The organism is Microbacterium sp. PAMC21962, assembly GCF_019443465.1.
Taxonomy (GTDB): domain Bacteria; phylum Actinomycetota; class Actinomycetes; order Actinomycetales; family Microbacteriaceae; genus Microbacterium; species Microbacterium hominis.
Genome location: NZ_CP080381.1, coordinates 2,866,200 through 2,889,819, shown reverse-complemented (window position 1 = coordinate 2,889,819; position 23,620 = coordinate 2,866,200). Strand labels below are relative to the sequence as shown.

Here is a 23,620-nt window from a genome sequence, read left to right as displayed (position 1 = left end):
TCGCTATCGGGGTGGAACGTCTATCGGGTCGCGGCGCGTCGCGCGGGCACTTCGGGCTCGCCGAGCGACAGCATGAGGCGGTTCGCCCAGTTGAAGAACGCGGCGCCGCCGATGACGTCGACGATCTCGGCGTCGTCGAGGCCCGCATCCCGCAGGCGCGCGATGTCGGCCTCGCCGAACGCGAGCGGGGTGTCGGCGAGCGCCACGGATGCAGCGACCACCGCGTTCCACGTCTCGTCGCCGAGGTCGGCCTCCACGCCCTCGTCGAGCAGGCGCTGCACGTCGGCCTCGCGACCGGACTCGCGGGTGGCGGAGGCGGCGTGCACGGAGGCGCAGAAGACGCAGCCGTTGTGACGCGAGGTGGCCGCGGCGGCCAGCTCCCGCTCGGCGCGCCCGATGCCGCCGGAGACGTTGTAGAAGATGTCGAGGTCGGTGAGCGTGCGGGCGCGGAGCGCCTCGGGGTCGCGTGCGAGCAGCCGGAAGTACGGCATCTTCGCGCGCGCGGGCTCGATGAGCGCGTCGCGCTGCGCGTCGGTCAGCTCGTCCTCGGCCACCGGCAGCAGCCACGGCACCCAGCCGAGCCCCTGCTGCGTGAAGGCGTCGGGGCGGGCGAGGTCGGGGTACGTGGTGACGGTGTCGGTCATGTCAGGCTCCTTCGGACACGGCGGCGGCGGGAACGGCGACGGAGGCCGCGGCGAGCGTGCGCAGCCCCCACGCGACCCGCAACTGGAACGTGAGGAACGCGACGAGCTGCGACAGCGACACGATGTCGTCGGGGCTCCATCCGGCATCCACAAGGGCCTGGATCGCCTCGGCGCGGGCCTCGCGCGGACGGAAGACGAGCAGGTGCGTGTGCGTGAAGGCGGCCGCCAGTCGCGTCTGGAGCGCCTCCGCGGTCGCCGCGTCGGGTGTCCAGCGCGCGCCGTCGGTGGACTCCCCCTGCAGACGCGGCTCGCGGTAGGCGCCGAACGGCCCGGTCGCGGCGGCGGAGGCCGCGGCCGCCGCGACGACGGAGGTCAGCGCGGGGGCCTCGTCGCCGAGGAGGTCGCCGTAGAACGCCGTCGCCTCGGCGAACCCGTGCAGCTGCGAGACGAAGGAGGCCACCGCGTACCGCTCGGCGAGCGGGAAGGTGCCCGGGTCGGCGGGCTCGAGGAGCGCCTCGAAGCTGCGCTGCGCGTTCTCCCGCGCCTGCGCGCGCTGATCGCGCACGGCGGCGAGTGCGTCGCCCGGCGCGATGCCGGCCAGCAGGTCGATGATGTCGGCGGTGGGCGTGCTCATGCGATTCCTTCCGTGGGGGTGCCGGCGAGGGCGAGCGGCCGGTGCGCGCGATGGAGGTCGGCGGCGGCGTCGGGGCCGACGGTGAAGCCGAGGCGCGGAGCGACCTCGTCGGCGAGCAGCTGCAGCGAGCGGAGCGTGAGCTCGTGGGTCGCCGCGATCGAGTGCACCTGGAACGACACGTCGCTGGCCGCCGGCAGCGTCTGGTCGGCCGACAGCGACGCCACGACCTCGTCGACCGTGCCCACATGGGTGTCGGTGATCCGGATGAGCTCGTCGAGCGAGACCCCGTCGGTGTCGATGCCGAACATCGTGCGGGCGAGGTGGCGCAGGCCGTCGCCGGCCAGTTCGAGGGCGCGCGTGCGGTCCTCGGGATCGACGACGAGCGCGGTCCGCGACGCGAGGATGCGCACGGGCGCACCCTCGGGCAGGGCGGCGCGGTACGCCTCGATGATCGGCAGCTGCAGCTCGTGCAGCGGCGCGTCGGGAGCCTCCGGCGTGCGCGGCTGCGTGCGCGACAGCAGCAGGCCGTCGCCCCGCTCGCCCGCGCGGCGGCCGCCGTCGACCGAGAAGGTCGCCTGCCAGATGCGCGCCGACAGGTCGCCCGCGGCGGGGTAGATGTGCGAGTCGGTGCCGCGGACGCCGCGGCCCTCGAGTGCGTCGAGGAGCACGTCGAGGTGGTCGGCGAAGATCTCCCGCCGCCGGTCGGACTCCCGCCCGAACGCCGCGAACGACGACGGCGTGCCGCCGGTGGCCAGACCCAGCTGCACGCGCCCGCCGCTCAGCTGATCGAGCACGGTGGCGTCCTCCGCGACCCGCAGCGGGTCGTCGAGGGGCAGCGTGACGACGCCGGTCGCCAGCGCGATGCGGCTCGTGCGCTCCGCGGCGGCGGCCAGCAGCACGAACGGCGAGGGCAGCCCGCCCTCGTGCTCGCCGAAGTGGTGCTGCGCGACCCAGGCCGACGCGAAGCCGCTGCGCTCGGCCTGGGCGATCTGCTCGATCGCGAACCGGTAGCGGTCGGCGGCGGACGCCTCTTCGAGCACGCGGCTGAAGAAGCCGAGACGGGGGCCGCTCATGCGGGTACCTCTTCCTTGCGGGGGGCGGTCGGGTCGGGGGGCGTCGCCGTCTCCTCGCGCAGTGATGCGCCCGGGATCGCGGCGAGCAGCTCGCGGGTGTACTCGTGCTGCGGACGGTCGAAGACGGTCGCGGCGGCGCCGTGCTCGACCTGGCGGCCGCGGCGCAGCACCGAGACGGTGTCGGCGATCTGGCGGACGACGGCGAGGTCGTGCGAGATGAACACGTAGGTGAGGCCGAGCTCGCTCTGCAGCCGCGCGAGCAGCCGCAGGATCTGCGCCTGCACCGTCACGTCGAGCGCCGAGACCGCCTCGTCGAGCACGACCAGCTCGGGTTCGACGATCAGCGCCCGGGCGATCGCGACGCGCTGGCGCTGCCCTCCGGAGAGCTCCCGCGGATGCCGCGCCCCGATCTCGGGCGCGAGCGCGACGAGCTCGAGGTGGTGCGCCACGCGGTCGGCGCGGTCGGCGCGCGAGCCGATGCCGAAGTTGCGCAGGGGCTCGGCGAGGATGTCGGCGATGCTCTGGCGCGGATCGAGCGACGCGTACGGGTTCTGGTACACGAGCTGGGTGGTGCGGTGGAACGCGCGCCGCGCGCGCCCGCCCGACAGCGCCGTGACCTCCGTGCCGCCGACGCGGATGGTCCCGCGCGTCGGGCTGTTGAAGCCCGCGATCGAGCGCCCCGTGGTGGTCTTGCCCGAGCCCGACTCCCCGACGAGCGCGTGGGTCGTGCCGCGGGCGACGGTGAACGACACGTCGTCGACCGCGCGCAGCGGCGAGCGTCCCGCGCGGCGGAACTCCTGCGTGAGCGCGGAGACCTCCACGAGCGTGTCCGCGCCGGCCGCGGCATCCGGGGCGACCCGGTCGACGACGCGCGCGAGCGACGGCGCGTCGGCGAGGAGGGTGCGGGTGTACGCGGATGCGGGCGCCGCGAGGACCGCGGCCGTCGCTCCGGCCTCCTGCACCTGACCGGCGCGCATCACCACGAGCGCGTCCGAACGATCGGCCGCGACGGCGAGGTCGTGCGTGATGAAGAGGATGCCGGTGCCCGTCTCGGCCCGGAGCTCGTCGAGCAGGTCGAGGACCGTCCGCTGCACCGTCACGTCGAGCGCACTGGTGGGCTCGTCGGCGATGATCAGCTCGGGCTGCAGCGCGAGAGCCGCCGCGATGAGGACGCGCTGGCGCATCCCGCCCGACAGCTCGTGCGGGTACTGGCGCGCGCGGGTCTCGGGGTCGTCGATGCCGACGCGCTCGAGCAGGTCGATGACGCGCGTCTGGATCTTGGCGCGGTCCTTCCAGCCGTGGATGCGCAGCGCCTCCGCGACGCTCCAGCCGATCGTCGCGACCGGGTTCAGCGAGTTGCCCGGGTCCTGCGGGATGAGCGCGATGCAGCGTCCGCGCAGGTGCCGCCACCGCCGCTCCGACAGTCCCACGAGCTCGGTGGGTCCGTCCGTGCGCTCGGACAGGCGGATGCTGCCGCCGGCCACGCGGCCGTTCCCGGCCAGGAGGCCGATGACCGCCTGCGCCACGGTGGTCTTGCCCGAGCCCGACTCGCCGACGAGCGCCGTGACCGACCCCGCCTCGACATCGAACGAGACACCGCGCACGGCGTCGACGGGGCCCCGGCGGGTGCGGTACTGCACGGCCAGGTCGCGGATGGACAGCAGCGGCTGCGCGCTCACGCGGCATCCCCTCCTCTGAGGGCCTGGCTGAGGCGGTTCGTGGCCAGCACGACGAACACGACGATGAGACCGGGAAGCACGGTCAGCCACCAGGCCGTCGCGACGTAGTTGCGCCCCTCGGCGATGAGCAGACCCCACTCGGGCGTGGGTGGCGGAGCGCCGTAGCCGAGGAAGCCGAGGGTGGAGATCTGCAGGATCGCCGAGCCGAACTGCAGAGCGGCCAGGGCGATCACCGGGGTCAGCGAGTTGGGGAGGATGTGCCGCCAGAGCACGCCGAAGAAGGTGCCGCCGGAGCCGTAGGCGGCCTCGACGAAATCGGTGACGCGCACGCTGACCACGCGGGAGCGCGCGAGACGCGCGAACACGGCGATCGACGTCACACCGACCGCCACCGCGGCGCTGGTGGTGCCGAAGCCGAGCAGGATGACCACGCTCAACGACAGCAGCAGGGCCGGGATCGCGAGGAGCACGTCGACCACGCGCATGAGCACCTCGTCGACGGGCCCGCCGAGGGCGCCGGCCGCCAGTCCGATGGCCGTTCCCACGATGAGTCCGACGAGCACGGCGACGAGCGCGCCGATGATCGACTGCGACGCGCCGTAGACGACGCGGGCGTAGAGGTCGCGGCCCGTGGCGTCGGTGCCGAACCAGTGCTCGGCGCTCGGCGCCTGCAGCGCGGGCGCGACGGTCTCCGTCGGGTTCTGGCTCGTGAACAGGCTCGGGAACAGCGCCCACAGCAGGGCGACGACGATCACGAGGGCCGGGACGACGAAGCCGGCGCGCGAGAGGAGGCTCCGCCAGCGGAGCCGACGATCGGCGGCGGGAGCGCCGGGGCCGGAGCCGCCGGGTGCCGTGTCGCCGGCGAGGCCGGCGGTGGTGGCGAGCGCAGTCATCGGGTCTCTCCTCGGGTTGCGGCGCCGACGGGGTCGCCGACCTCGGCATCCAGGCGCTCGTCGACGGCGCGCTCCGCGGCATCCGTCTCATCGGCCGCGCTCGCGCCGCCGCGGGTGCGGCCGGCGGTGCGCAGCCGCGCGTCGAGCACGGGGTAGAGCAGATCGACGATCAGGTTGATGACGACGAAGGCGACGGTGGAGATCACGACCACGGCCAGCAGCACCGGGGTGTCGCGGTTCGCGACGGCCTGGGCGGTGAGCTGGCCGATGCCGGCCCGCGCGAACACCGTCTCGGTGACGACGGCGCCGCCGACGAGCTCGCCGAACAGCAGGCCCGCCATCGTGAGCGTCGGCAGGAGGGCGTTGCGGGCGACGTTGCGCCACAGCAACCACGGCGTGCTCGCGCCGCGGGCGCGGACGACCGCGACGAACGGCTGCTCGCGCACCTCGTCGATCGAGCGCATGAGCACCTGCGCCAGCGGAGCGGAGATCGGGATCGCGAGCGTGATCACGGGCAGGATGAGCGCCTGCACCGGGTCGGCCCCGATCACCGGGACGAGCCCCAGGCGGAACGAGAAGACCTGGATCAGGATGATGCCGATCCAGAAGACCGGCAGCGAGACGAACAGCGGGGGGATGCCGCGGAAGACGCGCCGCAGCGCCCGCCCGGCGCCGTACGTCGCGGTGAACGCGATCGTCACCGCCAGGAAGACCGCGAGCGCGAGGCCGAGCACGGCCAGCGTGAGCGTCGGCGGCAACGCGGTGGCGACCAGGTCGGAGACGGCCGCGCCGCTGGCCACCGAGTAGCCGAAGTCTCCCGTCAGGAAGCCCGCGATCGAGCGGAAGTACTGGACGATGAGCGGCTGATCGGCACCCAGCGACTGGCGGATCGCCTCGATCTGCTCGGGGGTGAGCCCCAGCTCGGGGCTCCCGTACCGGGCGATGACGGCATCGCCCGGGAGGGCCGCCAGCAGCAGATAGGCCGCCGTGTAGGCCAGAGCGAGGACGAGCACCGCCTGGCCCACACGACGAAGGACGTACGACATGGATTCTCCGTGAACCGGTCCGGGAACCGGGTTCTCAGCCTGCGAGCCAGGTCGAGTAGAACGTCGGGCGACCGACCGACTCCGTCTCGAAGCCCTGCACCTTGGCGGTCAGGCCGAACACCTGCGGCTCCTCGAAGATCGGCAGGATGTACGCGTTCTCGGCGAGGTACTTCTGCGCCGCCTCGGACGCCGCCTGACGCTCGGCCGTCGTGGGCTCGGACGCGATCGCCTGCAGCAGCGTGTCGAGCTCCGGGTCACCGACGGTGCCGTCGGCCGGGTTGAGGTTGAGCAGCGTGTTGCGGTTCTTGGAGAAGTACTGCGACTTCAGCACATCGAAGTCCGCGCGGCCGACCATCGAGTGGTACACCTGGATCGTGCTCTGATCGGTCGACGCCTTGGTCTGCGCGGCCATGTCGCCCGCGAACAGCGACACCTGGATGCCGAGCTTGCCCAGCTGCTCCTGGATGAGGGTCACGACCTCCTTGGAGCGCGGCTGCGGCAGCGCCTCGTTGAAGGAGAGCGTCAGCTTCTCGCCGTCCTTCGCGCGGATGCCGTCGGAGCCGAGCGTCCAGCCGGCCTCGTCGAGCAGGGTGGCCGCCTTCTCCGGGTCGTACGTGTAGTACGACGAGGTGTCGACGTAGCCGAGGGCGGTCGTGGCGAGAGCACCGGTGGCGAGGGGGTAGTTCTTCGTGAACAGGGTGTCGACGATCTTCTGACGGTCGATGCCGGCGATGATCGCCTGGCGCACCCGCACGTCGGCCAGACGCGGCTCGCGGAAGCGGAAGCTCAGGCCGTTGTTGACGCCGTTGGTCGCGGCGGCGTGCAGCGACAGGCCGCCGGCCGCGAACTGGGCCTCGTCGGGTGCGGGGATGTTGCGGGCGATGTCGGCCTGGCCGGCGACGACCGTGCCGACGCGGACGCTGTTCTCGGCGGCGACGACGTAGTCGATGCCGTCGAGGTAGGCCGCGCCCTGGTGCTTCAGCGACGGCGGCGCCCAGTTGTAGTCCTTGCGCGCGGTCACGCTGGTCTGCGTGCCGATCTGCTCGTCGGAGATGACGAACGGGCCGCTGCCGATGATCTTCGTGGCGTTGCCGGGGCCGAACTGCTCGCTCGTGCGGTCGAGTGTCGCGTCGGAGAGCAGCCCCGAGTTGATGGTCGAGACGGCCTGCGCGAATCCGGGCGACGGCGCCGTGAAGTGGAAGACGACCGTGTGCTCGCCGGTGACCTCACCGTGGTCGTAGTTGTTGATCGCCTCGGACACGGTCAGGGCGCGACCCTTGTCGCCCTTGCCGTAGAGGTCGATGTTCTTGACGACGTTGGCCGCGGTCAGCGGCGTGCCGTCGGAGTAAGTGACGTCGGTGCGCAGATCGAACGTGTACTCGGTCGCGTCGTCGTTGACCTTGTAGTCGGTCGCGATCCACGGCTCGAGCTCGAGCGTCTCGGGGTTCTGGTAGAGCAGACGGTCGGTGATGTTGTTGACGATGCCGCCGTTGGGGTAGAAGCCCGCGGACGGCGGATACAGCGTCGTCCAGGTCTGCGGCTCGAGGTAGGTCAGGGTGCCGCCGGTCTTCGGCTCGCCGCTGCCGTCCGAGGCGGACGGAGCGGAGGCGCCGGAGGCGCAGCCGGCGAGGAGGGCGACCACGGCGACGGTGGATGCCGCCGCGAGGGCCGTGCGGGTGAATCGGGACATGGTGGTCTCCTGGGATGCGCCGGATGGCGCTGCGGTGTTCGGGATGATCCAGCCCACCATGCGACCCGAGGGCGGAGCCAGTCGCCGGTCACGGGGCGTAAGCGTTCGTCACGAAACGTCATACGCGCTGCGTTTCGACTCGCTGCGCTCGCTCGACGACCGGCGGAAGCGACCCTCCGCGCTCGCTCAACGACCGGCGGGAGCAACCCTCCGCGCTCGCTCGACGACCGGCGCCCGCCTCAGCCCCCGGTCGTTGAGCGAGCGGCGCAGCCGCGAGTCGAAACGCCCCGGCCCCGTCCGCGCCGAGCGGTCAGTCGGCCGCGACCAGCAGCGCGACCGGCAGGTCGGCGAGCACGACGGCCAGGGGCGCGGCCCCGCCGGCGAGCTCGCGGCCCGTGAACGCATCGCGCCAGCGCCGCGCGGGCAGCAGCACCGCGGTGTCGCCCCAGCCGCCGCGCGCCGCGAGCCCGACGGACAGACGCGTCGCCACCGCGATCGCACCGCCCCGGTCGAACGCGACGGCGTGCGCGGATGCCGCGCCGACGACGGGCAGCGGCGTGTACCGCGTGAACAGGTCGGGCCGGTCGCGGCGCAGCCGAAGGGTCCGCGACACGACGAGGAGCTTGGCGCCGCCGGTGCCGTCGAGCGGCGGCATCCACCCGTCGTCGAGCCGTGCGAGCAGCGCGCGGCGGCCGGCGAAGTCGACGGGGCGGCGGTTGTCGGGGTCGACGAGCGAGAGGTCCCACAGCTCCGTGCCCTGGTAGACGTCGGGCACGCCGGGTCCGGCCAGCTGCAGCAGCTTCGCCGACAGGGAGTTCGATCGGCCCGCCTCCACCACCTCGGCGACGAGCGCCTCGACCGTCGGCCGCGCGGACGCGAACGCGGCATCCACGAGCCCGTGGACCCGCGCCTCGAAGGCCTCGTCGGGGTCTGTCCAGCTCGTACCCACGCCGCCCTCGCGGGCCGCCTTCTCGGCGTAGCCGTGCAGGCGCTCGGGCAGGGCGGGGTCATCTGACCACGCGCCGACCACCGCCTGCCACAGGAGCGCATCGAGGGGGCCGTCGCCGGTGGACGCCGCCGCACGGAGCGCGTCCAGCGCCTCGGCCCAGCGACCGGGGATCTCCGCGAGCACCGAGAGGCGCGCCCGCACGTCCTCGGAGCGCTTCGTGTCGTGCGTCGTCAGGGCGGTCAAGGTGTGCGGCCACGAGGCCTGGCGACGCGCGAACGCGGCGTGGAGTCCGGCGACGTCGAGCGCGAACCGCGACGGATCGCCGCCGACCTCGGTGAGCGACGTCAGCCGCGCGTACCGGTAGAACGCGCGGTCCTCCACGCCCTTGGCGGTCACCGGGCCGGTGGTCTGCATGAAGCGCCGCGACAGCTCGGCGTCCGCATCGGCGACGAGCTCCGCCAGCGCGACGAGGGCATCGGCGAGGTCGGGTCGGCGCTCGGATGCCGTGGCCACGGCATCCGCCAGCAGCTCGCGGCCGGCCGGGAGGTACGCGCGGTAGACGGGGAAGGCGGCGAGCAGCTCCGCGAACGCGTCACGCGCACGGGCGTCGCCGAGGTCGGCGCGCACGGCGTCCGGCAGGCAGCGGATGAGGCGACCGACCTCGGCGGCCTGCGACGTGTCGGCGATCTCGCGTTTGGTGCCGCCGATCATGTCGTGCCAGTCCCCCGGCCCGCCGCGCAAGCGCTCGTCGAGCGCGGTCAGCGCCGGCGCACCGGCGGGGTCGACGAGCACCCGGTCGATCTCGCCGAGGGCGTCGTAGCCGGTGGTGCCGTCGGTGGCCCACCAGCCGGGCAGCTCCTCCCCCGGCTCGAGGATCTTCTCGACGTAGACGGGGATGCGCTTCGACGCGGCGCTGCGCGCCTCGCTCAACGACCGGGAAGCATCCTCCTCCCCCGCCGAGCGGGAAGCGCCCACGTGCCGGTCGTCGAGCGCGCGCAGCGCATCGGAGCGCGCCTCCCGCGCGTCCGCGACCGCCGCGGCGAGCGCGTCGAGGTAGCCGCCCGGATCGGCGAGGCCGTCGGGGTGGTCGATGCGCAGCCCGTCGACGAGCCCCTCGCGCACCCACCGCAGGATCTCCCGGTGCGACGCGGCGAAGACCTCGGGAAGCTCCACCCGTACGCCCGCGAGCGAGGTGACGGTGAAGAAGCGCCGGTAGTTCAGCTCCTCGGCATCCCGCCGCCACGACGTCACCCGCCAGTGCTGCCGCTCCAGCACGTCGCGCACCGCGAGGCGGTCGGTCGTCGCGTGCAGCGGCGCGGTGCCGGGGGCCAGCGGCAGCACGAGCTCGTAGTAGCGCGCCGTGCCGAAACCGTCGTCGTCGCCCGCCGGCGGTGCCACCTCGATCTCGCCGCGACCGAGCACCTCGTCGAGCGTCCCGCCGAGCACCGGCAGCACGACGCGCTCGGCGCCGTGCTCCCAGTCGATGTCGAACGCGGCCGCGTGCGCCGAGCGGCGCCCGTGGGTGAGCACGTCCCACCACCACGGGTTCTCGGTCGGGTCGGCGACGCCCTGATGGTTCGGCACGATGTCCACGAGGATGCCGAGACCGGCGTCCCGTGCCGCCGCGACGAAACGCGACAGCCCGCCCGGACCGCCGCGGTCGGCGTCCACGCGCGTGGGGTCGACGACGTCGTAGCCGTGGTCGGAGCCGGCCGCCGCCTGCAGGATCGGCGACAGGTAGGCCCAGTCGACGCCGAGATCGCGCAGGTAGTCGGTGACGGTGGCCGCGGCATCCAGGTCGAACGACGCCCGCACCTGGAGGCGGTAGGTCGAGGCGGGGCGGGGCGCCGTGGCATCCGACATGATCAGTGCGGCAGCTCGGCCTGCGGCGCGGGAGAGCGGACGATGTCGATCGGCACCGTGAGGGCCGCGAGCGACGCGGCGACCGAATGGTCGACGTCGGGCTTCTCCTCCTGATAGTCGCGCAGGACGATCAGCGAGCGCCCCGCCAGCTCGATGGCCTCTCCGCCGTTGCGCGGGTACGTGTCGGTGAGCTGGCCGGTCGTGTCGACCACGATCTCCCACTTCGGGCTGAACTCGGCGCGCGGGATCGTGAACTCGAGCCCTTCGTCACCCGCGTTGAACAGGATGAAGAAGTGGCGGTCCTCGATCTGCTCACCGCGACGGTCGCGCTCACGGATGCCGGCGCCGTTGAGGAACACGCCGACGGCGCGCCCGAAGCCCGACTCCCAGTCCTCCGGCTGCATCTCGGTGCCGTCGGGACGCAGCCACGCGATGTCCGGCAGCGGAGCCCCCTCTTCGCGGCGGACGGGGCGCCCGTCGAAGAAGCGGCTGCGCCGGAAGGTCGGGTGCTCGCGGCGCAGGCGCGCGAGCGCCGCTGTGAACTCGACCAGCGGCTGATCGACGTGGCTCCAGTCGATCCACGTGATCTCGTTGTCCTGCGCGTAGCCGTTGTTGTTGCCGCCCTGCGTGCGTCCGAGCTCGTCGCCGTGCGAGATCATCGGCACGCCCTGGCTCAGCAGCAGGGTCGCGAGGAAGTTGCGCTGCTGGCGGGCGCGCAGCGTGAGAACGCCCTGGTCGTCGGTGGGGCCCTCGACGCCGCAGTTCCAGGACCGGTTGTGCGATTCGCCGTCGTTGTTGTCCTCGCCGTTGGCCTCGTTGTGCTTCTCGTTGTACGACACGAGGTCGCGGAGCGTGAAGCCGTCGTGGGCGGTGACGAAGTTGATGGATGCCACGGGTCGCCGCCCCGAGTTCTCGTAGAGGTCCGCCGAGCCGGTCAGGCGCGACGCGAACTCGCCGAGGGTGGCCGGCTCGCCGCGCCACAGGTCGCGGACGGTGTCGCGGTACTTGCCGTTCCACTCCGTCCACTGCGGCGGGAAGTTGCCCACCTGGTAGCCGCCGGGGCCGATGTCCCACGGCTCGGCGATGAGCTTGACCTGCGAGATCACCGGATCCTGCTGCACGATCTCGAAGAAGGCCGCGAGCCGGTCGACCTCGTAGAACTCGCGGGCGAGGGTCGCGGCGAGGTCGAACCGGAAGCCGTCGACGTGCATCTCGAGCACCCAGTAGCGCAGCGAGTCCATGATCAGCTGCAGCGTGTGCGGGTTGCCCACGTTCATGCTGTTGCCGGTGCCGGTGTAGTCGGTGTAGTACCGCTTGTCGTCGGCCTCGAGGCGGTAGTAGGCCTCGTTGTCGATGCCGCGCATGGAGAGGGTCGGGCCCAGGTGGTTGCCCTCCGCGGTGTGGTTGTAGACCACGTCGAGGATGACCTCGATGCCGGCGGCGTGCAGGGCCTTCACCATGCTCTTGAACTCCTGCACCTGCTGGCCGCGCTGGCCGGTCGAGGCGTAGGTGTTCTGCGGGGCGAGGAAGGCGATCGTGTTGTAGCCCCAGTAGTTGCTGAGACCCTTCTCCTGCAGCGTGGAGTCGTTGACGAACTGGTGCACCGGCATGAGCTCGATGGCCGTGACGCCGATGTGCTTGAGGTGCTCGATGATCGCCGGGTGCGCGATCGCGCTGTAGGTGCCGCGGATCTCCTCGGGGATCTCCGGGTGCAGCTCGGTGAGGCCCTTCACGTGGGCCTCGTAGATGACGGTCTCGGCATACGGCGTCTTCGGCTGCCGGTCGCCGGCCCAGTCGAAGAACGGGTTGACGACGACACCCTTCATCATCGCGTGCGCCGAATCCTCGTCGTTGCGGGAGTCGGGGTCACCGAAGTCGTAGCCGAACACCTCCTGGCCCCACTGCACCTGACCCTCGACGGCCTTCGCGTAGGGGTCGAGCAGCAGCTTGTTCGGGTTGAAGCGCTGGCCGTTCGCCGGGTCGTTCGGCCCGTGGACGCGGTAGCCGTAGCGCTGGCCCGGCTGCACGGTCGGCAGGTAGACGTGCCAGACGAACGCGTCGACGTCGCGCATCTCGATGCGCGTCTCCTTGCCCCGGTCACCGAACAGGCAGAGCTCGACCCGCTCCGCGCCCTCGCTGAAGAGAGCGAAGTTGGTTCCGCTGCCGTCGAAGGTCGCCCCGAGCGGGTACGCGGATCCTGGCCATGACTGCATGTGCGACTCCCTGTTCGATGACATCGCTCGGTGACATCGCTGCCACACCGTGACGAGACCGCCCCGTGACGAGATCAGCCTAGGGGGCGGATCCTCGCACCGGGGTGTCGGGCGGTGGGTCTGGACGGGGGCGCGCGGAGTTGCTATGCACCCGCGGCATCCCCGCGAGAAACCAGCCCCGACGCGAGAAAGACGTGCGGACGGGATGTCTCGCGTCGGGGATGGTTTCTCGACGGCTGCCGGATGCCGGCTCGGGCGAGGGGGATGCCGTCAGGCGGGGAGGAGGCGGGCGGCTTGGCGGGCGGCGCCGAGCGCGACGTACTCCCCCGGTGCGGGCACCTCGACCGGCACGCCCAGCACGTCGGGCGCGATGCGGCGCACGGCCGCCGACTGCGCCCCGCCGCCGACGAGCAGCGCGCGCTCGATCGGCACGCCGAGCCCGCGGATCGCGTCGAGGCCGGCGGCGAGCCCGCGCAGCATGCCCTCGACGGCGGCGCGGGCGAGGTTCTCGCGCGTCGTGGAGGCGAGCGTCATCCCGGTCAGCTCCGCGGTCGCGTCGGGCAGGTTCGGTGTGCGCTCGCCTTCGAAGTAGGGCAGCAGCCGCAGCCCGCCGGCCCCGGATGCCGCGGCCAGCGCGAGGGCGCTGAGCCCGTCGTGGTCGACGGCGAGCAGCCGGGCGGTCACGTCCAGCACACGCGCGGCGTTGAGCGTCGCCACCAGCGGGAGGAAGTGGCCGTCGGCATCGGCGAAGCCCGCGACGGTGCCGGTCGGGTCGATCGTCCGCTCCGCGCTGACCGCGAACACCGTGCCGCTGGTCCCGATCGACACCACGACATCGCCGACACCGGCTCCGACCCCGAAGGCCGCCGCCGCGTTGTCGCCCGCGCCCGCGCCGACGCGGCGCCCGTCGGCATCCGCGACCGACTCGAGCGGGCCGAGCACCCGCGGCAGCGCGGCGTCGTGGCCGAGGGCGGCGACGAGCAGCGCGCGGTCGTAGCCGTCGGTCGCCGGATCCCAGTAGCCGGTGCCCGACGCGTCGGAGCGATCGGTGATCAGCTCGTCGAACGCCGGGGCGCCGTCGGCGACGGGGCCGTAGCCGCGCAGCCGCCACGTCAGCCAGTCGTGCGGGAGCGCCACGGCGGCGACGGCCGCGGCGTTGTCGGGTTCGGCGTCGCGCAGCCATCGGAGCTTCGTGATCGTGAACGAGGCCACCGGCACGACTCCCGTGCGCGCGGCCAGGGCGTCGGCGCCGAACTCGGCGATCAGATCCGCCGCCGCCCCCGCCGAGCGGGTGTCGTTCCACAGCAGGGCGTCGCGCACGACCCGACCCTGCGCGTCGAGGGCGACCATGCCGTGCTGCTGCCCGCCGATCGCCCAGGCCGCGACGTCGGCGATGCCGCCGGCATCCGCGATCGCCGCCTGCAGCGCGACCCACCACGCTTCGGGATCGACGCTCGTGCCGTCGGGATGCGACGCGCGCCCCGTCCGCACGACGGCGCCCGTCGCGGTGTCGACGATGACGACCTTGCAGGACTGCGTCGAGCTGTCGACGCCCATCACGAGTGCCATGTCGGCATCCTCATCTCTTCGTGAGTCGGGGGCGTCCGCGCGTGAGACCCCGGCCGGACGACCAGGGTCTCACGCGCGGACGCGGGCGGATGCCGGGGTCAGCGCGCGCCGAGCAGGTGCTCGGTCGCGAGCTGCTGCAGTCGGACGAAGCCGAAGCCCTTGCCGCCGAGGTACGCGTCGGTGTCGAAGTCCTCGTAGGCGGAGCGGTCGGCGACGAAGTCGTCGTAGCTCTCGCCCTCGCCGAACGTCGGCTGTGCGAGCTCCGCGACGCGCGCGGCGGCGAGCGCCTCCTGCACCTCGGGGTCGGCGCGGAACGCGGCCGCACGCTCCTTCAGCAGCAGGTAGGTGCGCATGTTGGCGGCTGCCGAGTCCCAGACACCCGTCTCGTCCTCGGTGCGCGACGGCTTGTAGTCGAAGTGACGGGGGCCCTCGTACGACTGCCCGCCGTTCGGGCCGCCGTTCTCGAGCAGGTCGACCAGCGCGAACGCGTTGTGCAGGTCGCCGTGACCGAACACGAGGTCCTGGTCGTACTTGATGCCGCGCTGGCCGTTGAGGTCGATGTGGAAGAGCTTGCCGTGGTACAGCGCCTGCGCGATGCCGGCCGCGAAGTTCAGCCCGGCCATCTGCTCGTGGCCGACCTCGGGGTTGAGGCCCACGAGCTCGGGACGCTCGAGCGAGTCGATGAACGCGAGGGCGTGACCCACGGTCGGCAGCAGGATGTCGCCGCGCGGCTCGTTCGGCTTCGGCTCGATCGCGAAGCGGATGTCGTAGCCCTTGTCGACCACGTAGTCGCCGAGGAAGTTGACGGCCTCGCGGTAGCGCTCCAGCGCCTGGCGGATGTCCTTCGCGGAGTCGTACTCGGCGCCCTCGCGGCCGCCCCACATCACGAATGTCTGCGCGCCCAGCTCGGCGCCGAGGTCGATCTGGCGCAGCACCTTGCGGATCGCGAAGCGACGCACGTCGCGGTCGTTCGAGGTGAACCCGCCGTCCTTGAAGACGGGGGCGCTGAAGAGGTTGGTCGTGACCATCGGCACGGTGAGGCCGGTCGCGTCCAGCGCGCCCTTCAGCCGGTCGATCTGATGCTGCCGGTCCGCCTCGGAGGAGCCGAACGCGAACAGGTCGTCGTCGTGGAAGGTGAGGCCGTACGCGCCGAGCTCGGCGAGCTTCTCGACCGCGTGGACGACGTCGAGCGGCGGACGGGTCGGCCCGCCGAACGGGTCGGTGCCGTTGTAGCCGATGGTCCAGAGACCGAAGGTGAACTTGTCGGCGGGGGTCGGGACGGTCATGGCGCTCCTTCGCGAGGACTCCCGTGAGGGAGTTTTGTTGTTAGTCACAACCTATACCACGACGCACCCTCCGTCCACCACGCCCACCGGCATCCGCGCCTCTAGGGTGGACGCGTGGCACGCGCAGAGGGAACCGTCGAGGGCGTCCGTCGCGCCAACCTCTCACGGGTGCTGCGGCTCGTGCACGAAGACGGCCCGCTCTCGCGTGCCGCCCTGACCGAGTCGACGGGTCTGAACCGCTCCACGATCGGGGCCCTCGTCGCCGACCTCGTCGCGGCGGGACTCGCCAGCGAGGGCGCCCCGGAGGTGCATCGCCGCGTCGGGCGCCCCTCCCCCTCCGTCGCGGCCGCGCCGGACGTCGTCGCGATCGCGGTGAACCCCGAGGTGGACGCGCTCACCGTGGCGGCGATCGGGCTCGATCGCACGATCGTGCTGCGCGAGCGCATCGAGCTGGAGGGACTGATCTCGGCCGCGCAGGCCGTCGAGCTCACGACCGGCGTCACCGACCGGTGGCGCGGGGGCGAGCTCGCCGCCCACCGCATCGCGGGCATCGGCGTGGCCGTGCCCGGCCTCGTGCGCACCGCCGACGGCCTGGTGCGCCGCGCGCCGCACCTCGACTGGACCGACGCGCCGCTGCGCGACACCCTCGCCCGCGCGAGCGGGCTGCCGGTCGCGATCGACAACGACGCCACGCTCGGCGCCCTCGCCGAGAGCATGTACGGCGCGGGCCGCGACGTGAGCGACCTGATCTACCTCAACGGCGGCGCGAGCGGCATCGGCGGCGGGCTGGTGATCGGCGGGCGCCTCGTGCGCGGCGCCGGCGGCTACGCGGGCGAGCTGGGCCAGAACCGCCCCGGGATCGCACAGCCCGCCGACCGCCGCTCCGGAGCGCAGGGCACGCTGGAGGACGAGGTGAGCCGGTCCCGACTGCTCGCCGTCGTCGGTCTGCACAGCGCGGACGAGCCGACGCTCGAGCGGGCGATCCGCGAATCGCGCAGTGTGGAGGTGGCCGCCGAGGTCGAGCGCCAGCGCCGCATCCTGGCGACGGCGCTCGCCAACGCCGTCAACGTTCTCAACCCGTCGACCGTCGTGCTGGGCGGCTTCCTCGCGACGATCCTGGATCAGGATGCCGAGGCCCTCCTGTCCGCCGTGCGCGCGCAGGCCATGGCGATGAACGCCGAGGACCTGCAGCTGCGCCCGGCCGACCTCGGCCCCGACCGCCTGCTCGTCGGCGCCGCCGAGATCGCGTTCGAGGCGCTGCTGACCGATCCGCTCACGCCCGCGTGACGGCCCGACGCCGGGAGCGACCGGCGCCGCGCACCCGGACGGCGGCGACCGGGCCGTGCGTCAGCGCAGCGGAGCGGTCGTCGCCCGCGGGATCAGGCGCGTCGGGAGCACCAGGTGCGTCGCCTCCGGGGTGGCCCCGGCCAGCATGGTCACCAGCATCCGCGCCGCCTCGGCACCGAGACGCTGGATGGGCTGACGCACCGTGCTCAGCGGGCGCGCGGTGAGGAATGCCTCGGGGATGTCGTCGAAGCCGATCACCGACAGATCCCCCGGGACATCGAGCCCGAGCTCCGCCGCGACGTCGATCAGTCCGAGCGCGGTGCGGTCGTTGGCCGCGAACACCGCGGTCGGGCGGTCGGGCTGCTGCAACAGGGCGCGACCGACGACGCGCACCGTGTCGGGATCGTACATGCCGACGGCCACGAGGGCGGGATCGAAGCGGATGCCGGACTGACGCAGTGCACGGCGGTAGCCCGCCTCGCGCATCTCCGAGGAGCGCAGCTCGGGGCGGCCCGCGAGGTAGCCGATGCGGCGGTGGCCGAGCTCGATGAGGTGCATCGTCGCCTCGAAGCCGCCGGTGAGACTGTCGGATTCGACCGAGGGGATGTCCACCCGACCCGCGTGGGGGTCGACGGCGACGATCGGGACGTCGGCGTTCACACCCACCACGGTCGGGGTGACCATGATCGCCGCGTCGATCAGCGTGCCGCTGAGCCGGCTGAGCGAGCGCCGCTCCCACCCCTGCGGGTCGGCGTCGCGGGCGCCGCTGTAGGCCAGCAGGTCGTAGCGATGCCCGCTCAGCGCGGCGCCGACGCCCTTGAGCACCTCGGCACTGAACGGCTCGAAGTCCGACACCAGCACGCCCACGACGCCGGTTCGGCGCGAGCGCATGCTGCTGGCGACCAGGCTCGACTCGTACCCGAGCTCGGCCACGGCGTCGAGCACGCGCGACACGGTCTCGCTCGCCACGCCGTATCGACCGTTGACCGCTTTGGAAACCGTGGCCACGGACACACCGGCGGCCGCGGCGACGTCATGGATGGTGGCTCTGCGACTCACGTGGGTGATACTACGGGCGCGGAAACGTTATTGAAAAGGTTTTTGAAAACGTTTGACGTCGTTGACAACAAATGGTCACACTGGTGCTCATTCCGGCCCGAACGCGTTCACCGGAATACTCCGTGCCCCGAATGACCGGGGTGAGGCTCAATGAGGAGGACAGGAATCACATGAAGGCGAACAAGATCCTGACCGGAGCGGCGCTCCTGGTCGCGGGCACGCTCGGTCTGAGCGCCTGCAGCGGCGGGTCGGGCGACACCAACGCCGACGGCAAGGTCGAGATGACGCTGTGGCAGAACTCGACGACGGGCCCCGGCCAGCAGTTCTGGAAGGACGCCATCGCGGCCTTCGAGAAGGCGAACCCGAACGTCACCATCACGATGCAGTCGGTGCAGAACGAGGACATGGACGGCAAGCTGCAGACCGCCCTCAACGCGGGCGACGCTCCCGACATCTTCCTGCAGCGCGGCGGCGGAAAGCTCGCGGCGATGGTGCAGGCGGGCCAGCTCATGGACCTCACCGACAAGATCGGCGACACCGCGAAGTCCGAGATCTCCGAGGGTTCGTTCAAGGCCGAGACCTACCAGGACAAGATCTGGGCGATGCCGCTGGCGGTGCTGCCGAGCGGCTTCTGGTACAGCTCCGACCTCTTCACCAAGGCGGGCATCACGACCGCCCCGACGACGATCAGCGACCTCGAGTCGGCCGTCGACAAGCTCAAGACCGCGGGCGTCGCCCCGATCGCGCTCGGCGCGAAGGACGCCTGGCCCGCCGCGCACTGGTACTACAACTTCGCCCTGCGCGAGTGCAGCCCCCAGACCATCGAGAAGACCGGCGACTCGAAGGACTTCAGCGACGGATGCTGGCTGAAGGCCGCCGAAGACCTCAACGACTTCGCCGCGACGAAGCCGTTCAACGAGGGCTTCCTCACCACCTCCGCCCAGCAGGGCGCCGGCAGCTCCGCTGGTCTCGTCGCCAACCACCAGGCCGCGATGGAGCTCATGGGCGCCTGGGACCCGGGTGTGATCGCCTCGCTCACCCCCGACGAGAAGCCCCTCCCCGACCTGGCGTGGTTCCCCTTCCCGGAGGTCTCCGGCGGTCAGGGTGAGCCGGGATCGATGATGGGTGGCGTCGACGGATACTCGTGCTCGGCCAAGGCGCCCAAGGAGTGCGCGGACTTCCTGAACTTCATCGCGTCGGCCGACCAGCAGGAGGCGTACTACGCGGCCTTCAGCGCCCCGCCGGTCAACAAGACCGCCCAGGCCGCCGTCAAGGAGCCCTACCTCCAGGAGGTGCTCGCCGCCTACAACAAGGCGCCGTTCGTCTCGCAGTGGCTCGACACCGTCCTCGGCCAGAACGTCGGCAACGCGCTGAACGTGGCCGTGGTCGACCTGCTCGCGGGCAAGAGCAACCCGCAGCAGATGATCCAGTCGGTCACCGACGCGGCCAAGAAGGGCTGATCGGATCGTGTCCCTCCGCGAGACCTCCGTGGCCGTCACCGACCCGGAGACGGATCTCGCGCAGCACGGCGGGGGCGGCGTGACGCCGCCCCCGCCCACGCCGCGCCGCCGTCCCCGTGGACTGGGCTGGGCCGGGAGATTCGAGATCGCGCTGCTCGTCGGGCCGGCGCTGATCATGTTCCTCGGCTTCGTGATCTTCCCGGTCGCGATGGCGGCCTACTACGGCTTCTTCCGGTGGCAGGGCTACGGCGCCCCCACCGACTTCGTCGGCCTGCAGAACTATCTGACGATCCTCACCGATCCGACCTTCCTCGAGGCGCTCGGCCACAACGGCTTCATCGTCATCGCCTCCATCGTGCTGCAGGGGCCGGTCGCGGTGCTGCTGGCACTGCTGCTGAACCGCCGGATGCGGGGGCAGTCCCTCATCCGCGTCCTCATCTTCGTGCCGTACGTCATCGCCGAGGTCGTCGTCGGCACGGGCTTCGGGCTCATGCTGCAGACACAGGGAGCGCTGAACGGCCTGCTGGAGAGCTGGGGGCTCGGCGCGCTCGCCCACGACTGGATCTCCGATCCGGCGATCGCCATCTGGACGCTCATGGCCATCCTCACCTGGAAGTACGTCGGCTTCGCCGTCATCCTCTTCCTCGCGGGGCTCCAGGGCATCCCGGAGGAGCTCTACGAGGCCGCCGCCCTCGACGGCGCGGGATACTGGCAGGCCCACTGGCGCATCACGCTGCCGCTGCTGGCGCCCACCCTGCGCATCTGGGCGTTCCTGTCGATCATCGGCGCCCTGCAGCTGTTCGACCTCGTCTACATCATCTGGGGCCAGTACGTCGCCTCGACGGCGGGCACCTCCACGATGGCGACCTACATGGTCGTCAACGGCCGCAACGCCGGCAACTTCGGCTTCGGCAACGCCGTCGCCGTCGTCATCTTCGTCATCTCGCTCGTCGTCGCCCTCATCTACCAGCGCTTCGTGCTGCGCCGCGACACGGCCGGCGCCATCACCGAAGGGAAGAAGACCCGATGAGCGCGCTCACCGTCGACACCGCCACCCTCGCGACCGGCGCCGCCGGCCGCGGGCCCGCACGCCGCCGCGCGAAGGAGCGCCTGCCCTGGGGCAGCCCGCTCGTCTACTTCATCGCGCTCGTCGTCATCGCCCTCATGCTCGCCCCGGTGCTCTACATCGTCATCGGCGGGTTCCGCAGCAATTCGCAGATCACGGTCGATCCCGCCGGCTGGCCCGACCCGTGGAACGTGCAGAACTACCTCACGGTGCTCACGGGTCCGCAGTTCTGGCGTCAGGTGCTCAACTCGCTGATCGCGGCGACGGCCACCACCGCGGGCGTCGTCGCGCTGGGACTCATGGCGAGCTACGTCATCGCGCGCTACCCGTTCCGCGGGCGCGGCGCGCTCTACGCGCTGTTCGCCGCCGGGCTGATGTTCCCGATCACGGTCGCGATCACCCCGCTGTACATCGTGATCCGCGACCTCGGTCTCATGAACTCGCTGGCCGGGATCATCCTGCCCCAGATCGCGTTCGCGCTGCCGACGACCATCATCATCCTGGTGCCGTTCCTCCGGGCGATCCCCGACGAGATCCAGGAGGCCGCGTTCATCGACGGGTGCAGCCGCCTGGGCTTCTTCTGGCGGATGGTGCTGCCGCTGTCGGTGCCGGGCGTCATCACCGTCGGCATCCTGGCGTTCATCGGCAGCTGGAACAGCTACCTGCTGCCCCTGTTCATCCTCAACAACGAGGCGAGCTTCACCCTGCCGCTGGGCGTGCAGGCGTTCTCGTCCCAGTACTCGGTCGACACCGCCAAGGTGCTGGCCTTCACCTCTCTGTCGATGCTCCCCGCGCTGCTGTTCTTCAGCCTGTTCGAGCGTCGTATCGTCGGCGGCCTCACGGGCGCCGTGAAGGGCTGATCCGCATGACGATCTCCGACAACTCCCTCGACCGCCGTCTCGTCCAGCCGGTCTCGCCACGGGTGGCCGCCCTCATGGCCGACATGACGCCCGACCAGAAGGTCGCGCAGCTGGTGGGCTTCTGGGTCGACCAGGGCGAGGAGGCGGTGGCACCCCTGGCCGACGAGATGAGGGCCGGCGCGACGACCGCCTCCGACCGGTACGAGCAGGCCTCCGCCCACGGGCTCGGTCACCTCACACGCGTCTACGGCACCCGGCCGGTGGATGCCGCGGAGCGCGCGAGCTGGCTGTGGGAGCAGCAGCAGCGGTTGCGCGCGGCATCGGGCCACGGCATCGGCGCGATCGTGCACGAGGAGTCGCTGACGGGTCTCGCGGCCTGGAAGGCGGCGACCTTCCCGACGCCGCTCGCGTGGGGCGCCGCGTTCGACCCCGAGCTCGTCGAGCGCATGGGGCGCCTCATCGGCGACACGATGCGCGAGCTGGGCGTGCACCAGACCCTCGCACCGGTGCTGGACGTCATCCGCGATCCGCGCTGGGGGCGGGTGGACGAGTGCATCTCGGAAGACCCGTACGTCGTGGGCACGATCGCGACGGCCTACGTCCGCGGCATCCAGGATGCCGGGGTGCACGCGACCCTGAAGCACTTCGTCGGCTACTCCGCGTCGCAGGCGGGTCGCAACCACGCACCCGTGCACGCCGGTCCGCGCGAGCTCGCCGACGTGTTCCTGCCGCCCTTCGAGATGGCGGTGCGCGACGGCGGGGCGCGGTCGGTGATGAACTCGTACACGGACGTGGACGGCATCCCCGTCGCCTCCGATCCGCGACTGCTCACCGATCTGCTCCGCGGCGAGTGGGGCTTCGACGGCGTCGTGGTGTCGGACTACTTCGCGATCGCGTTCCTCCAGACGATGCACGCCGTCGCCGTCGACCGCACCGAGGCGGCGCGCCTGGCCCTGACGGCCGGCATCGACGTGGAGCTGCCCAGCGGCGACGCGTACGCGACCCCGCTGCGGGAAGGCCTGCGCGACGGTCGCATCGACGAGGCGCTCGTCGACCGCGCGCTGGCGCGCGTGCTCGCGCAGAAGGAGGAGCTCGGCCTGCTCGATCCCGACGACAGCGCGCCGCCGACCGCCGTCGACCTCGACTCCCCCGCCCACCGCGCCGTCGCGCGCGAGCTGGCCGAGCGCTCTCTGGTGCTGCTGTCGAACGACGGCACGCTGCCGCTGGCCCGTCCCGGGCGCGTCGCCGTGATCGGGCCGAACGGCCACGACGCGTCGGCGCTCATGGGCTGCTACTCCTTCGCCAACCACGTGCTGGCCCACCACCCGGGCACGCCGTACGGGTTCGCGATCCCGACGGTCGCCGAGGCCCTTCGGGCCGAGCTGCCGGAGGCCGCGATCGTGTCGGTCGCCGGCTGCGATGTCGAGGGCGATGACCGCTCGGGCTTCGCCGCCGCGGTGGATGCCGCGGCATCCGCCGACGTGGCGATCGTCGTGGTCGGCGACCGGGCCGGGCTGTTCGGACGCGGCACGGTCGGCGAGGGCAACGATGCGGAGAGCCTCGAGCTGCCCGGGGTGCAGCGCGAGCTCGCCGAGGCGGTCGCCGCGACGGGCACGCCGGTCGTGCTCGTGGTGGTCACCGGCCGGCCCTACGCTCTGGCCTGGGCGCTGGACGGCGACGCGGGCTCGGCCCCCGCAGCCGTCGTGCAGGCGTTCTTCCCGGGCGAGGAGGGCGGCACGGCGATCGCCCGCGTGCTCACGGGCGCCGTCGCCCCGTCGGGGCGGCTGCCCGTCTCGCTGCCACGGTCGGCGGGCGCGCAGCCGTTCTCGTACCTGCATCCGATCCTCGGCGGCGACAGCGAGGTGACGAGCGCCGACAGCACGCCGGTGCGACCCTTCGGCTTCGGGCTCGGGTACACGACCTTCGCGCGCACGGGCCTGTCGGCACCCGAGGAGGTCGCCGCGGGCGACGAGCTGACGGTGACCGTGACGGTCGCCAACACCGGTGACCGCGCCGGCACCGAGATCGTGCAGCTGTACGCGCACGACGTGCACGCGAGCGTCGTCCGCCCGGTCGCGCAGCTGCTCGGCTACGCGCGGGTGAGCCTGGCACCGGGGGCGTCCGCCACGGTCCGCTTCGACGTGCCGACGGCGCGCCTGGCGTTCACGGGACGGGGCGGCATCCGGATCGTGGAGCCGGGCCGCGTCGACCTGTGGGTCGGCGCGTCGGTCGCCGACCGCGAGACGGCCGCGACGGTCACCCTCACGGGCGACGTGCACCGGGTCACCGCCGCGGACGCGCGCACCGTGGCCACCCACGTCGAGTAGCGGTCTCTCGTCTCTTCCGCCG

The 23,620-nt window shown here is 72.2% G+C and carries 17 protein-coding genes; 5 read left to right on the top strand and 12 right to left on the bottom strand.

Features of this window, described 5'->3' with window-relative positions:
• Positions 1-20 precede the first annotated feature (20 nt).
• The 11 genes from KY498_RS13635 to xylA form a co-directional block, all read right to left on the bottom strand.
• Positions 21-644, bottom strand: coding sequence for an alkylhydroperoxidase domain protein (locus KY498_RS13635; RefSeq protein ID WP_061782443.1), 624 nt, complete (start codon positions 642-644; stop codon positions 21-23).
• Position 645: 1 nt separating this feature from the next.
• Complete coding sequence (locus tag KY498_RS13630) at positions 646-1,278, bottom strand: CMD domain protein (RefSeq protein WP_061782444.1); 633 nt, start codon at positions 1,276-1,278, stop codon at positions 646-648.
• Complete coding sequence (locus tag KY498_RS13625; protein ID WP_191009107.1) at positions 1,275-2,351, bottom strand: putative FMN-dependent luciferase-like monooxygenase; 1,077 nt, start codon at positions 2,349-2,351, stop codon at positions 1,275-1,277. The genes KY498_RS13630 and KY498_RS13625 overlap by 4 nt, the downstream gene beginning before the upstream one ends.
• A complete protein-coding gene (locus KY498_RS13620) occupies positions 2,348-4,030 on the bottom strand; it encodes an ABC transporter ATP-binding protein (protein WP_101306924.1) in 1,683 nt (560 codons plus the stop codon). The genes KY498_RS13625 and KY498_RS13620 overlap by 4 nt, the downstream gene beginning before the upstream one ends.
• Entirely contained in the window at positions 4,027-4,923 is an 897-nt protein-coding gene (locus tag KY498_RS13615) for an ABC transporter permease (RefSeq protein ID WP_061782447.1), read from the bottom strand. Before KY498_RS13615 ends, KY498_RS13620 begins: the two co-directional genes overlap by 4 nt.
• Positions 4,920-5,969, bottom strand: a complete 1,050-nt coding sequence (locus KY498_RS13610) for an ABC transporter permease (RefSeq protein ID WP_191009108.1) — start codon at positions 5,967-5,969, stop codon at positions 4,920-4,922. Before KY498_RS13610 ends, KY498_RS13615 begins: the two co-directional genes overlap by 4 nt.
• A gap of 34 nt (positions 5,970-6,003) precedes the next feature.
• The gene (locus tag KY498_RS13605; RefSeq protein WP_060958402.1) at positions 6,004-7,659 is read right to left on the bottom strand and encodes a TIGR04028 family ABC transporter substrate-binding protein; all 1,656 of its coding nucleotides are present in this window, start codon (positions 7,657-7,659) and stop codon (positions 6,004-6,006) included.
• A 310-nt stretch (positions 7,660-7,969) separates the two neighbouring features.
• Complete coding sequence (gene treY, locus KY498_RS13600) at positions 7,970-10,471, bottom strand: malto-oligosyltrehalose synthase (RefSeq protein ID WP_191009109.1); 2,502 nt, start codon at positions 10,469-10,471, stop codon at positions 7,970-7,972.
• A 2-nt stretch (positions 10,472-10,473) separates the two neighbouring features.
• A complete protein-coding gene (gene glgX / locus KY498_RS13595; RefSeq protein WP_101306927.1) occupies positions 10,474-12,684 on the bottom strand; it encodes a glycogen debranching protein GlgX in 2,211 nt (736 codons plus the stop codon).
• Positions 12,685-12,954: 270 nt separating this feature from the next.
• Positions 12,955-14,253, bottom strand: coding sequence for an FGGY family carbohydrate kinase (locus KY498_RS13590; RefSeq protein WP_191009110.1), 1,299 nt, complete (start codon positions 14,251-14,253; stop codon positions 12,955-12,957).
• 98 nt (positions 14,254-14,351) lie between these two features.
• Positions 14,352-15,539: a xylose isomerase gene (xylA, locus tag KY498_RS13585; protein WP_191009111.1), complete on the bottom strand. Its 1,188-nt coding sequence runs from the start codon at positions 15,537-15,539 to the stop codon at positions 14,352-14,354.
• A 114-nt stretch (positions 15,540-15,653) separates the two neighbouring features.
• Here xylA and KY498_RS13580 point away from each other — a divergent pair, with 114 nt between their 5' ends.
• A complete protein-coding gene (locus KY498_RS13580) occupies positions 15,654-16,826 on the top strand; it encodes an ROK family transcriptional regulator (protein WP_061782450.1) in 1,173 nt (390 codons plus the stop codon).
• A gap of 60 nt (positions 16,827-16,886) precedes the next feature.
• Here the strand turns inward: KY498_RS13580 and KY498_RS13575 are convergent, their stop codons facing one another.
• The gene (locus KY498_RS13575) at positions 16,887-17,885 is read right to left on the bottom strand and encodes a LacI family DNA-binding transcriptional regulator (protein ID WP_060960629.1); all 999 of its coding nucleotides are present in this window, start codon (positions 17,883-17,885) and stop codon (positions 16,887-16,889) included.
• A 170-nt stretch (positions 17,886-18,055) separates the two neighbouring features.
• On the opposite strand from KY498_RS13575, the gene KY498_RS13570 reads away from it, so the two are divergent.
• The 4 genes from KY498_RS13570 to KY498_RS13555 are packed head-to-tail and all read left to right on the top strand — an operon-like array spanning position 18,056 to position 23,598.
• Positions 18,056-19,345 carry an ABC transporter substrate-binding protein gene (locus KY498_RS13570; RefSeq protein WP_101306930.1) on the top strand — a complete coding sequence of 430 codons (1,290 nt, stop codon included), beginning with the start codon at positions 18,056-18,058 and terminating at the stop codon, positions 19,343-19,345.
• A gap of 28 nt (positions 19,346-19,373) precedes the next feature.
• A complete protein-coding gene (locus KY498_RS13565; protein WP_060960651.1) occupies positions 19,374-20,375 on the top strand; it encodes a carbohydrate ABC transporter permease in 1,002 nt (333 codons plus the stop codon).
• Positions 20,372-21,271, top strand: a complete 900-nt coding sequence (locus KY498_RS13560; protein WP_060960627.1) for a carbohydrate ABC transporter permease — start codon at positions 20,372-20,374, stop codon at positions 21,269-21,271. The genes KY498_RS13565 and KY498_RS13560 overlap by 4 nt, the downstream gene beginning before the upstream one ends.
• 5 nt (positions 21,272-21,276) lie before the next feature.
• The gene (locus tag KY498_RS13555) at positions 21,277-23,598 is read left to right on the top strand and encodes a glycoside hydrolase family 3 protein (RefSeq protein WP_191009112.1); all 2,322 of its coding nucleotides are present in this window, start codon (positions 21,277-21,279) and stop codon (positions 23,596-23,598) included.
• The last annotated feature ends 22 nt before the right edge of the window (positions 23,599-23,620 follow it).

Bases quoted from the DNA above. Each gene is read 5' to 3' on its own strand.
- KY498_RS13635 (WP_061782443.1), bottom strand. From the start codon at position 644: ATGACCGACACCGTCACCACGTACCCCGACCTCGCCCGCCCCGACGCC.
- KY498_RS13630 (WP_061782444.1), bottom strand. From the start codon at position 1,278: ATGAGCACGCCCACCGCCGACATCATCGACCTGCTGGCCGGCATCGCG.
- KY498_RS13625 (WP_191009107.1), bottom strand. From the start codon at position 2,351: ATGAGCGGCCCCCGTCTCGGCTTCTTCAGCCGCGTGCTCGAAGAGGCG.
- KY498_RS13615 (WP_061782447.1), bottom strand. From the start codon at position 4,923: ATGACTGCGCTCGCCACCACCGCCGGCCTCGCCGGCGACACGGCACCC.
- KY498_RS13610 (WP_191009108.1), bottom strand. From the start codon at position 5,969: ATGTCGTACGTCCTTCGTCGTGTGGGCCAGGCGGTGCTCGTCCTCGCT.
- KY498_RS13605 (WP_060958402.1), bottom strand. From the start codon at position 7,659: ATGTCCCGATTCACCCGCACGGCCCTCGCGGCGGCATCCACCGTCGCC.
- treY (WP_191009109.1), bottom strand. From the start codon at position 10,471: ATGTCGGATGCCACGGCGCCCCGCCCCGCCTCGACCTACCGCCTCCAG.
- glgX (WP_101306927.1), bottom strand. From the start codon at position 12,684: ATGCAGTCATGGCCAGGATCCGCGTACCCGCTCGGGGCGACCTTCGAC.
- KY498_RS13590 (WP_191009110.1), bottom strand. From the start codon at position 14,253: ATGGCACTCGTGATGGGCGTCGACAGCTCGACGCAGTCCTGCAAGGTC.
- xylA (WP_191009111.1), bottom strand. From the start codon at position 15,539: ATGACCGTCCCGACCCCCGCCGACAAGTTCACCTTCGGTCTCTGGACC.
- KY498_RS13570 (WP_101306930.1), top strand. From the start codon at position 18,056: ATGAAGGCGAACAAGATCCTGACCGGAGCGGCGCTCCTGGTCGCGGGC.
- KY498_RS13560 (WP_060960627.1), top strand. From the start codon at position 20,372: ATGAGCGCGCTCACCGTCGACACCGCCACCCTCGCGACCGGCGCCGCC.
- KY498_RS13555 (WP_191009112.1), top strand. From the start codon at position 21,277: ATGACGATCTCCGACAACTCCCTCGACCGCCGTCTCGTCCAGCCGGTC.